Raw genomic sequence first — 10,569 nt, 5'->3', positions numbered from 1 at the left:
CCGGGCAGGCGGTCGACCTGGAGACGGATCAACGTGCCCTCGATGACGGGGAGTTCACCAGTGTGGTCGATCCATGCGGAGCGGGTGGTCAGCCGGGGGTGGATACGATCCCAGGCCATCGCGCGGGCAGTGCCGTACCGGTCGGTGACCTGCACTGTTGCCGCGTCCGACTCACCCCAAGTCTCCGGCTTGGCGAAGCGGAGCTCCTTGCCGTGCTTCGGAGGCCGTCCGCCCTGCGGCGGGGAGATCCAGGGCACTGGGACCGGCTTGCGCATCACGCGGTCCGTGCGCATCCGTCCGAGGACCTCCACCGGCAGCCCGGCCAGGAGGTGGGCCATGCGCGGGGCGTCGTAGCCGGCGTCGAAGACGACGAGGATGTCCCGGTCGCCAAGGTGCCACCGGCCCATCTCGATCAGGTCCACGACCACTCGGCGGACCTGGGCCGCGGTGACCTCGGCGACGTCGTCGGCCGGGCCGAGACGGACGGCGTCCAGCAACTGGCACCAGGACGTGCGTCCTGATTCCAGGGCGGCGACGAACGAGTACGGCCAGCCGGGCACGAACTGGTCCGAGGAGCGGCCGCTGCGGCCGTACACGTGACAGAACAGGCGATCCGCGCTGGTCGGGGCGTCGGGGCGGAGCCAGTTGCTGACGTCTACCGCGAGGACCAGGCGGCCGTCGGCGGCCCGCGGCATGGCAGGCAGGCCAGCACCTACCGCAACCGGGGAACGCCCACGTTTCCGCTGTTCAGCGCGTCATACATGGCACCGTGCCCGCGCCGGTGCTCGGCCACCAGCGTCAGATCCACCGGCGCCCTCACCGGCCCGTCCGCACACAGCAACGCGTCGGCGAGGTCGAACAGTTCGTCCCCGCGCGCGGTCAGGCGGTCGAATAAGTCGTCCCGAAAGCGTGATGCCACAGCCAGCGCATGCCGCTGGGTCTCGTGATGCAGCAGACTCATTCCCCCACGGCCTTCGTACTGATCAGGTGCGTCTTTGATCGGAGCACAGGATCAGGCGAAGGCCATGTTCACGTCCGGGGAATCACCATACGGGTGATCACGTTCGGGACATCGTTCGAGGCCAGAGTCCAAGGAACAGCTCAGCCGGCGCAAGGTCATGCCTTCAAGGCGATGAGCTGGTACAGCGGGTCCGGGCGTGCCGTGTCCTGGTCCGGAAGCTCAGCGAGCCGTCGGCGTACGTCGGTCACCTGGTCCGCGGTCGCATGCGAGCACCAGGGGATGTGGCCCGCCTCGATCACCTCCCACCACCTGCGCGGGCTGCGGCCCTGCCCCATTCCAGGGAAGACGGTCTGCCCTGCGAGACCCAGCCCCCGCTCTGCCGCCCAACCAAGCACCTGGGCGGAACCGTCCGGGACCCGGGGTGCGTACTGGCGCCGCAACTCCGCCGTGACCTGGGCGATGTCACTCTCCTCGACGAAGTACGCGTCGTCCTTGTCGACGGTGGTGATCAGCACCCCGCCGGGCCGCAACACCCTGACCGCCTCGGCCAGCACCGATACGGGGTCTGGCAGCAGATGCAGCAACCACACGATCACGACGGCGTCTACCCCGTCCGATACGAAGGGCAGCCGCGTGGCATCGCCGCGCACGACACCTCCCGGTACCCGTTGCCCAGCAAGGCTCAGCATCCCGGGCGAACGGTCGACGCCCACCACCACCCGCTTCACCGCCTCGGGACGCGTCGTAGTTCCGGGCCTCGTAGTCGATCACCCGTCCATCCTGTCTGAGGGTCTGCCGCGTGGCGCACCTTCTGTAGCCATCCTCAGACCCCATCGTTCGAGGCCAGACCTTAAAGAACAAGCTGAGAGGTCGTTTTCATCTGCTTTGGAAGTTTATGGACTGATTCTGGGAGGGTGGAGTGGCGGTGCGGAAGAGGTAGCAGGTGCGGCTGGGGTTGGTGGGCCTGGAGGGGGGACGGGTGGGGCGGGGTGCTGCTCGTTCCTGTCTCATTCCAGGATGTCCGACTTTCAGGGCTGCGTGCTTCGGTCGTCATCGCTGTGCGCCTGGGCGCACTCGGTCCGCGGCGATACATCACGAGCATGGCGAAGCGGCGTCCGTATCCGAGTGATCTGTCCGATGCCCGCTGGGAGTTGATCGAGCCCGTGCTCTCGGCCTGGCGCTTCGAGCGCCGCGGCCGCGCCCTGGACTTCGGCCGGCCGCCCGAGCACGACCTGCGCGACATCATGGACACGATCTTGTACGTGGACCGGACCGGCGTTCAGTGGCGTTACCTCCCGCACGATTTTCCACACTGGAACACGGTCTACGGCTACTTCGCCAAGTGGGCGGACGAGGGCGTGTTCGCGCAGCTCAATGGCTTGCTCCGGCAGCTCCTGCGGGAGAAGGAGGGGCGGGATGCCGAGCCGTCGGCCTGTGTGATTGACGCCCAGAGCGTCAAGACCTCCACCAGCGTCCCCGCCGCCGGCCAGGGCATCGACGCCGGGAAGAAGATCGTGGGCAGGAAGCGGAACATCGTCACCGACACCATCGGGCTCCTGCTTGCCGTGCTGGTCACCGCGGCGAGTGTTCAGGACTCCGTCGCCGGCACCAGACTCCTGGACCAGGTCGCGGCCGAACACCCCGGCATCCGCAAGGTGCGGGTCGACGGCGGCTACCGTCAGCACGTCGTCGAGCACGCGGCCACCCTCGGCATTGACGTGGAAATCGCTCAACGCAAGCCCGGGACCAGGGGATTCACCCCGATCCCGAAACGCTGGGCAGTCGAGCGGACCTACGGCTGGCTCATGCTCCACCGCCGACTGGCACGCGACTACGAGACCCTGTCCGTCCGCTCCGAAGCCGTGATCCACATCGCCATGACCGACCTCATGGCCCGCCGCCTTACCAGCGAGAACGCCATCTCCTGGCGCGACCCGACACCGCAGACCAAACAGCAGATTCCTGGATGAAACAACGGGAGAAAACGACCTCTGACATGCGTCGGAAAGGGTCCCTCGTCCGCCGGACGCCTTGTGGGTTCGGCGGACGAGAGGCTTTCTGCCCTCCCGGGACCGCGGAGCCGCCGGCGTCGGCGGACGCCGCTGGAATCAGTCGGTGTCCGTGGCGGCGAGGACCGCGATGTCCTGTCCGCCCGGTCGCAGGACGGCCACGGCGAGGTCCCAGGCCACCTGGTGGAACCAGTCCGATGAAGGGTCGGCGATGAACCAGTGCGCCTGCTCGACCAGCATCGCCGTGTCGTCGACCGGCGCGTCCGGGGCGGCGCCGACCAGGCCGCCGAGCGAGCGCCAGACAGCGAGCCGCCCGTACGCACCGAACATGCCGCTGCCGTAGGCGGGGCTGCGCACGGCAGCGGTGAGCAGCACCCGCAGCACCCTGTCCGAGGCGGCCGGATGCAGCCGGGCCCTCTGCTCTTTCCCCGGCCACGGGGTCAGCGGCAGCCGCTCGAAGACGGCCGCGAAGTCGTCCGCCGAGACAGGGGACGTGCACCAGAACTCCTGCGCGGCGACCGTGCCGTTGGACTCCTCGAGCCAGTGCCGCACCGCGGCGCCCATGGCCTCGGCCGCCTCCGGCACGGTGACGTCCACCGGATCGAACTCGGCGCCGCGCCGGCGCATCTCCGCTGAGACATGGAGTTCGGGTCGGTCGCTGTGCTCCTTCACCGTCGCGGGAGGCAGGGTCCACGTCCAGTCGCGCGGAGCGTGCGCCGGCCTGAGCAGCGCGCGTTCCGTAGGCAGCAGGCGGAGCGGCAGGGGCGCGAGCGGATGCTGCTGCGTCACGAGCGCTTCGCCGAAGGACCGCAGAAGGGGGAACTCCGGGACCGCGACGTCTTCGAGCACCAGCTCGTGCAGCAGGCATGCCTTGAACTCGTCCGACGCCGCGATGCCCGGCTCCTCGTCGTAGACGACCGAGACGATGTCCTCGGGCCGCTGACCCAGGGCCACCAGCTGCGCCAGACGCCGCTCCGCCCTGATCTGTGCCGGCCCTTCGGCTGGCAGACTGCTCGGCAAGCACATCAAAGCGCGCAGGCTCCGCTGTCCCGCCGTCGCGGCGAGGGCCGTCTGCAACCGGTCGAGCAGGAAGGCGTGTTCGGACGAGCCCTCGCCTTCGCGGGCGGCCCGCCGGGCGAGCTCCGCGCCGAGCAGCGTCGCCCACTCGAAGTCTCCGGACGAAACCCGGCGACGGATCTCTTCGCCGAGTGCGGACGCCGCCGAGAAGTCACTGTCCAGCAGTTCTTTGATCCGTTGAGTCATGTCGTTGTGCATGGTGGAATCACTTTGCCTCACGCTCGTCAAGTGCGGGACCCGTCCGGCGCCGTACAGCGCCGGACGGGTCCCGCACCTCTGCTTCTTCTACGACACGGCGCGGGCCGCTACGGCGAAGCCACCGGATAGGCGCTCAGAATCTCCTTGGTCTGCGGATTGACCGCGATCTGCAGATACCTCTCGCCCCTGGTTCCGATCGTTCTTCCCATGGGGAAGACGAACCTGAAGGCGTCCGCGGGATCCTTTATCGCCTTGCTCTGCATGGCCCACGCCTCGTCCACCAGGGCGAGCACCTTGCCGGGGTCCTTCTCGACGAACACCGTGTGGGTCGCTCTGGAGGCATCGGCCACCGCGTGGGCGAGCACATGGTCGATCTTGTTGCCGAACCTCCTGTCGAGACCGTAGATCAGCCCGCCGGGCGACTCGAGCTTGCCGCCGCCCAGGTCGGCGAAGCCGATCGGGCAGAACGTGTTGTGCACGAGTACCGGCGTGGCTCCGGCCAGCACGTAGTAGGTGTGGATGTCGGCGACGCCGAGGTTGTAGGCGGAGTGGAGCCGCTGGTAGCGGTGGACGCGTATGACGGCGACGGTGTCACCGCTGCTGGTGCGCAGCGTCTGGCCGGGCTTGAGATCGCGGGCGTCGATCCATCGGTGGGCGCTGGGCGACCAGAACGGGTGGTGCTGGGTGGCGGTGATCCGTGACCGGCCGGCGTCGATCGTGATGTCGGCGAAGTCGGTGTCGTCCGGCGTGTAGACGGTGTCGGTGACAGCGCGGCCTTCGGGCGGGAGTCAGGGGCGCACAGCGCGGGCTGGACCAGCGTGCGCGGACGGCCGGTGTGACGGCATGACGAAGCAGCCCCTCCCCGTGGGCGACGGTGTTCCCCCGGTCGCCGAAAGACAGACGCGTGTGTCCGGATTGGTCAAGATCCACCGCACGCGACGCTCACCATAGGCAGAGAGCACGTGAACGCAACAGGGAAAATTCAGGGCCTCCGGGCGCACCCACACGCCGCTCCCGAGGAGTCGAGACCGTTCCGGAATGCGTCGTTCACGTGTGCATCCCATGCGGGACCTGTGTGATTCCTGTAAAGCGGAACGACCTGTGAAGTCTCCGACAACTTCCCGCATCCGCCATCGGGTGATGCACATCACGACCTCGAGCCGAGAGCGACACAGCAGGGAAGCGGGCGGGGACCGATGCCGGGCACACCAGCGCAGCCTGCGGCCGGCGTGAGCGGGCCTGCCGACGACAGAAATGTTCCCTGAGCTTGTTCTTTAAGGTCTGGCCTCGAACGATGGGGTCTGAGGATGGCTACAGAAGCATGGATCGACCACACTGGTGAACTCCCCGTCATCGAGGGCACGTTGATCCGTCTCCAGGTCGACCGCCTGCCCGGCGGCCACGACCCGCTGCCGCTCTGGCTGTGGTCGTCGGCCACGGGCCTGAGCGGCGAGGACGTCGACGTGCGCTGGCAGGCGTTCCTGAGGAGGTTCGATCTGGAGCACACCTTCCGGCTGATGAAGCAGACCCTGGGGTGGACCCGGCCGAAGCTCCGCACCCCCGAGGCCGGAGACCGCTGGACATGGTTCGTGATCGCCGCCCACACTCAGCTCCGGCTCACCCGCGAAGCCGCGGCGGATCTCCGGCGCCCCTGGGAGAGGCCGGCCGAGCCCGCACGGCTCACCCCCGCCCGGGTCCGTCGAGGGATTCGAAACCTCCGCCCGCGCCTTGCCTGTCCGGCCCGTGCACCGAAACCTCAACACCCGGACCAGGGCGGCCACTTGGCTCCAAGAACCGCCGTCCCACGACCCGCTATGACGTCGGGAAAACGACCAGACGACCCGACAGCATCATCGAGCGCGACAGCCTCAGAGATTAAAAGACAAGCTGATGGATGAAGGCATCGGGTCACAGCCGCGGGTTGTCCTCGCCGGCGGCGTTGCCCGTCACGCGGTCTTCTCTGATGCGATGAAAGGAGCGGGGCCTCCCGCTCCTGCCGGGTGCGCAGGATGCTCGGCTCAGGCAGAAGTCCGAACTCGGGGAGGCCCTCGATGACTTCACCGCACGAAGGTGTGCAGTGGGTGGGATTGGACCTGCACCGGCGGCGCTCAGTCCTGGTTCGCATGGGATCGGACGGGCGGCAGCTGGGGAAGACGGTCCGCTTCGACAACGACCCGGTCCGGCTCAAGCGGGAGATCGCCAAGGCCGGTCCGCGCGCGAAGGTGGTACTGGAGGCAACTCTCGGCTGGTACTGGGCCGCTGACGTCCTCACTGAGGCCGGGGCCGATGTTCACCTGGCCTACCCCCTGGGGGTGGAGGCGTTTGCTTACCGCCCGGTCAAGAACGACGAGCGAGACGCCGTCGACCTGGCCGACCTACCGCGGATGGGCCGACTGCCGGAAGCCTGGCTGGCGCCGCCCGAGACCCGGGAACTGCGGGAACTGGTGCGGGGCAGGCACAAGTTGGCCATCACGCTGATGACCCGGCGGCTCACCCGACGCAGGACCCGCCCCACCGAACGGCGCGACGCGTCCCCGTACTACCTGGCGCAGGCGGCCTGACCCGTCAGCCCCTGTTTCAGCGCTGTCAGTGGGGCAGGGCATGATCCGTTGGATGCGCTACACAGCGTGGACTTCGGATCGCATGTCCGTCTCCTACAGGCAGTACTACCTGCAGGGCGACGACTTTCTCAGCGAGTACGACGACACCGACACGGTCGGGCGGATCTTCGCGGGAAACAGCCTGGCAGCCGGGGGCCCGGAGCACCTCACGGTGCTCGCGGGCACGCACACCGGCTGGATACGCCTGACCACCCAGCACTGCGCGGATGAACCACTCCTGCCGGGCCAGGAGTGGGAGACCGTAGTGGACGTAAGCATCTGCAGCACGAGTGGCATCCTGCGGCTATTCCGGTGGGGCGGGGATGTCGAGGAGGATGCCGGGAACTTCGCCACGGCCGGCACGGGCTGGTACCGGGTCCGCGTCCAGGCACGCGGACGCGATGAAGGCGATGCACACGAAGGCGACACCCCTGTGGAAGAGCACTTTCTGAGCGTCTGGCCAGCACCGCCGCAACCCGACACTGTCCACCGCGCAAACGACACTTTCGCCCGCACGCACTACGACCCCACCCGGCCGCCCGGCCAACCCATTCAACCCTGAGCACGTTCACCTGAACTGCGTGGAGCAACGGCATCTTGACGTGGGGGCCAAGGGCACCAGCACGGACCATCGGGGAAGGGAAACAGGCACTGACAGTTGCGACACCGACGGAAGGGCGTACGAAGTTGGGGCAGCGACCGTCTCCCACGGCCCGGAAGACCGTTTCCTGGCACCCCTGGTGGGCGGTTCCGCAGCCCACCAGCGGCCGTGGGCTCGCTATCTCGCACCTGTACGACCTGTGTCTTGGCCGAGATCAGCGTTGGCTGGCAGGCTTGCTCGGAAGTTCGGTGCGACTTCCCCGGCAGGAGTAGACGATCTCCACTGAACCGCCGGGGAGAGCACGTTCGCGCTGGAAGGTCAGCCCGGTGTCGGGCCTGAGCACGGGTGTCAGTTGCATCCCACCGCCGAACAGCATCGGCAGTACGACCAGTTCAAGGGTGTCGAGTGCGCCAATGGCATGAAACGTCCCGATCGTCTGCGGGCCCCCGATGAGGTGGACGTCGCCACCCCGGTTGGCCGAGCGAAGCTTCTCCAGCAGCCGCACCGGGTCACTGTCGGTGGTGACGTGATCGGGGGTGCCGTCCGGACGGTGTGAGCCGAGCACGAACACGTCGAGGTCCGGCCACGGCCAGCGGTTGTTGGTCAGCGCGGGCTCGAAGGTGGTGCGCCCCATCAGCGCCGCCTCGCAGTCATCGAGGAACTCCCGGATACCGTGGCTTTCGCCGGAGACGAACGCGGGGTCGGCGGTCAGGGCGGGCCACCCGTTCGGCGTGGTCACGTAGCCATCGGCACTCATACTCATACGGGCGCGGATCTGCATGATTTCTCCTTGGGACGTCCGGCGGCCGGCTATGTGGTCGGCAACCCACCGCTGGTCGACGAATGGACAACACTTGTTGATCACAGAGCCGCGGCCTGTCCGGATTCCGCTTCGCGGGTCGCGCCATCTACCCGAGCGTCGAACGGGAGACCCACCGATCGACACGCTGCCGAGAAGTTCTTTCTCGCCACAAGATCATGAACCTGCGGTATCCGGTCCCCGGCCCAGATCCGCAGAACAGGCAGGCGTCAGCTGGTCACCCTGCTGCGGCCGAAGGCTCCGCGGATGGCAGAGCGCCTGGTCGAGGACTTCTTCGACGCTCTGGACGAGCAGACCGTCACCGTCCCGGGCACTGGGGCGGCCTCGCTGATCGTCCCGAGCCTCGCCGCCTCCCTAACGGCTGTCCTTGACCAACGGAAAGTGCTGGCCGGACGACTCGAGGAACTCCTGGAGGCACACCCTCTAATGCAGTGCGTACGTGCTTCCGCACCCACTTGTTGAGGCGGGTCTGGAGCGCGTGGAGCGGATGCCTCAGTTCCTTCTGACCTGTGAGGTCTCAAAGAAGACAGGCACCGTTCTCCACGGTGAGTTTCGTGGTGGTCTGGTGGGCGTCGGGATGACTCCGAACCCTCTTCGGCACGGCGATGCCTATTGAAAGACTGGCAGCGCCCGGCGTCCTCCGGCCACCTCGCCGCCTACGCGGGTCTCGCCCCGGCGACCCGGAACTCGGGTTCCTCGATCCGAGGCGAACAGCCCTCCAGACGGGGAAACAAGCAGCTCAAAAGGGCTTTCTTCCTCTCCGCGTTCGCTGCACTGGGCGACTCGGAATGGCGCGCCTACCACGACAAGAAGATCGCGCAGGGCAAGCACCACACCCAAGCCCTGCTCTGCCTCGCACGACGACGGGCCGACGTCCTCTTCGCCATGCTCCGCGACGGAACCTTCTACGAACCCCAATCCGCTGCTTCCAGGTGAGAAGTTCAGACCGATCAGTCAGTCTTCCGGTCGAAGTCGCTGACGAGCGGCCTCAACCCGCTGGTCATAGTCAGGCTCGAACAACTCAGGAAGCGCTTCGTCCAGCGTTCCGGCAATCCGATGGATCGGTGCCCAGACCGCCGGATCGTCGACAACGCGACTGAGGTCCGTCATCTGCAGCTTCTCCAGCCAGTGCGACAGCACCAGCGCCTCGTCACTCGTCACTCGTCAGCTTGAACGTGACCTCGCTATCGCCCACGAACGCCCCCTACGGCTCGATCCCCACCCCGGGCACACGAACCTACTGGTCTTCGACCTTGACCAAACACATAGGGGCACCCCCCGACAGCCGCCGCCTTGCGGAACGGGCCGACGTGTCCGGACTCGCCGTCGACCCACGAGGCCGACGGCCAGCCGCACGTCCATCCGCTACTGCCGACCCCCGAGAGACGCGCCGTCCGCCCCGACCCGGGGCCGCAGTACTTTCCCCGCCAGCCCTCACGCCGCCGCGTCGTACGCGGCCCGCAACCGGACGCCGTCGCCGGTCCGGGGCCGCGGGGCGCGCTCCGCGAACACAGCCAGACGCAGCACGAGATAGCGGCCGATCCCGACGAGCGCGGTGGCCGACAGGTACACCGTCTGCTGCAGGACGAGTCCGGCGCCGGGACGGAGCACGGCCAGCGAGCCGACCGCGGCGGACGTGACCAGCCAACCGAGGGCAATGGTGGCCGCGCTCTTCAGGTGGCCGGCCAGACCGGGCCGTCCGTGGCCGAACGAGACGCGGGCGTGCAGCTCGGTGGCGACCAAGGTGGAGGCGACGGTGGTCAGCGCGTTCGCCGCCATCCACGGAATCCACTGCGAAAGCAGGACCAGGGCCGCCGAGGCCGCCAGGGTGACCCCGCTGCCCAGCCCGGCGAAGCGCCCGAAGGCCGCCGCGTGCTGACGGATCAGTCGCAGGCCGTTCATGGTGATCCCCTCCCAGTCTGCTGCCCCTAGCGGGGCCGTCGTCGTCATGCCGCAGAGCGTGGCCGACCCCCCATTCAGCGCGGTTTCAGAGCGTTCTCAGGGGTGCCGGCGGTGGTGAAACCGGTGCGGCGATACACCGCCGCCCGCCTCGACGGTGATCAGCTGCTCAGCGGACTGGAGTTGGGGAGCGCCCCGAGTCGGCCGTGCCGGCCGGCTGGACCAGCGTCACCGTCAAGGCCGCGCCCCGCTCAACCACCACGATCTGTGGACCCTGGAGGGAGTCGGCATCCGCGAGGAACGGCGGCCGATGATCCTCGGCTGCGACGGGGCCGGCAACGAGGTCGTACACCGCAATGAGCGACGACCATGCCTCGACGTGTCCTGTCTCATCGAGCACCTCA

Annotated in this window: 10 protein-coding genes and 4 pseudogenes; 6 read left to right on the top strand and 8 right to left on the bottom strand. The window is 67.9% G+C overall.

Annotation, left to right across the window (positions count from 1 at the left end):
* Window positions 1–961: pseudogene (locus KVT44_RS50600) on the bottom strand (transposase); the annotation flags it as partial.
* 155 nt (window positions 962–1,116) lie between these two features.
* Window positions 1,117–1,650, bottom strand: coding sequence for a class I SAM-dependent methyltransferase (locus KVT44_RS50595; protein WP_254650999.1), 534 nt, complete (start codon window positions 1,648–1,650; stop codon window positions 1,117–1,119).
* A 411-nt stretch (window positions 1,651–2,061) separates the two neighbouring features.
* Between KVT44_RS50595 and KVT44_RS50590 the strand changes: the two genes are divergently transcribed.
* Window positions 2,062–2,931, top strand: coding sequence for an IS5 family transposase (locus KVT44_RS50590; RefSeq protein WP_217575353.1), 870 nt, complete (start codon window positions 2,062–2,064; stop codon window positions 2,929–2,931).
* A gap of 138 nt (window positions 2,932–3,069) precedes the next feature.
* Here the strand turns inward: KVT44_RS50590 and KVT44_RS50585 are convergent, their stop codons facing one another.
* From KVT44_RS50585 to KVT44_RS59335, 3 genes and pseudogenes are all read right to left on the bottom strand, one after another.
* Window positions 3,070–4,233 (bottom strand): DUF6183 family protein, encoded by a 1,164-nt coding sequence (locus tag KVT44_RS50585; RefSeq protein WP_217575352.1) that lies wholly within the window; start codon window positions 4,231–4,233, stop codon window positions 3,070–3,072.
* A gap of 119 nt (window positions 4,234–4,352) precedes the next feature.
* Window positions 4,353–4,751, bottom strand: coding sequence for a hypothetical protein (locus KVT44_RS59340; protein WP_254650998.1), 399 nt, complete (start codon window positions 4,749–4,751; stop codon window positions 4,353–4,355).
* 24 nt (window positions 4,752–4,775) lie between these two features.
* A pseudogene (locus KVT44_RS59335) lies at window positions 4,776–4,940 on the bottom strand (hypothetical protein); the annotation flags it as partial.
* 624 nt (window positions 4,941–5,564) lie between these two features.
* On the opposite strand from KVT44_RS59335, the pseudogene KVT44_RS59330 reads away from it, so the two are divergent.
* From KVT44_RS59330 to KVT44_RS50570, 3 genes and pseudogenes are all read left to right on the top strand, one after another.
* Window positions 5,565–6,124, top strand: a pseudogene (locus KVT44_RS59330) (transposase); the annotation flags it as partial.
* A 202-nt stretch (window positions 6,125–6,326) separates the two neighbouring features.
* Window positions 6,327–6,806 (top strand): transposase, encoded by a 480-nt coding sequence (locus KVT44_RS50575; RefSeq protein ID WP_217575350.1) that lies wholly within the window; start codon window positions 6,327–6,329, stop codon window positions 6,804–6,806.
* Window positions 6,807–6,858: 52 nt separating this feature from the next.
* Window positions 6,859–7,407 (top strand): hypothetical protein, encoded by a 549-nt coding sequence (locus KVT44_RS50570; RefSeq protein ID WP_217575348.1) that lies wholly within the window; start codon window positions 6,859–6,861, stop codon window positions 7,405–7,407.
* Window positions 7,408–7,660: 253 nt separating this feature from the next.
* Here the strand turns inward: KVT44_RS50570 and KVT44_RS50565 are convergent, their stop codons facing one another.
* Complete coding sequence (locus KVT44_RS50565) at window positions 7,661–8,227, bottom strand: dihydrofolate reductase family protein (protein ID WP_190169429.1); 567 nt, start codon at window positions 8,225–8,227, stop codon at window positions 7,661–7,663.
* 216 nt (window positions 8,228–8,443) lie between these two features.
* Between KVT44_RS50565 and KVT44_RS50560 the strand changes: the two are divergent.
* Window positions 8,444–8,698: pseudogene (locus tag KVT44_RS50560) on the top strand (IS110 family transposase); the annotation flags it as partial.
* 180 nt (window positions 8,699–8,878) lie between these two features.
* A complete protein-coding gene (locus KVT44_RS50555; RefSeq protein WP_302832229.1) occupies window positions 8,879–9,202 on the top strand; it encodes a transposase in 324 nt (107 codons plus the stop codon).
* A gap of 18 nt (window positions 9,203–9,220) precedes the next feature.
* Here KVT44_RS50555 and KVT44_RS50550 read toward each other — a convergent pair whose 3' ends face one another.
* Window positions 9,221–9,427: a hypothetical protein gene (locus KVT44_RS50550; RefSeq protein WP_217575346.1), complete on the bottom strand. Its 207-nt coding sequence runs from the start codon at window positions 9,425–9,427 to the stop codon at window positions 9,221–9,223.
* A 273-nt stretch (window positions 9,428–9,700) separates the two neighbouring features.
* Entirely contained in the window at window positions 9,701–10,216 is a 516-nt protein-coding gene (locus tag KVT44_RS50545) for a hypothetical protein (protein WP_302832228.1), read from the bottom strand.
* Window positions 10,217–10,569: the final 353 nt, after the last annotated feature.

This window comes from Streptomyces sp. GbtcB7 (genome assembly GCF_019091445.1).
Lineage (GTDB): Bacteria > Actinomycetota > Actinomycetes > Streptomycetales > Streptomycetaceae > Streptomyces > Streptomyces mirabilis.
The sequence above is the reverse complement of the archived record's forward strand: the minus strand, read 5'-3'. Positions and strand labels throughout refer to the sequence as shown.

What these genes read in the sequence shown, in the direction of transcription:
- KVT44_RS50595 (WP_254650999.1), bottom strand. Translation starts at nt 1,650, where the DNA reads ATGCTGAGCCTTGCTGGGCAACGGGTACCGGGAGGTGTCGTGCGCGGC.
- KVT44_RS50590 (WP_217575353.1), top strand. Translation starts at nt 2,062, where the DNA reads ATGGCGAAGCGGCGTCCGTATCCGAGTGATCTGTCCGATGCCCGCTGG.
- KVT44_RS50585 (WP_217575352.1), bottom strand. Translation starts at nt 4,233, where the DNA reads ATGACTCAACGGATCAAAGAACTGCTGGACAGTGACTTCTCGGCGGCG.
- KVT44_RS50570 (WP_217575348.1), top strand. Translation starts at nt 6,859, where the DNA reads ATGCGCTACACAGCGTGGACTTCGGATCGCATGTCCGTCTCCTACAGG.
- KVT44_RS50565 (WP_190169429.1), bottom strand. Translation starts at nt 8,227, where the DNA reads ATGCAGATCCGCGCCCGTATGAGTATGAGTGCCGATGGCTACGTGACC.
- KVT44_RS50545 (WP_302832228.1), bottom strand. Translation starts at nt 10,216, where the DNA reads ATGACGACGACGGCCCCGCTAGGGGCAGCAGACTGGGAGGGGATCACC.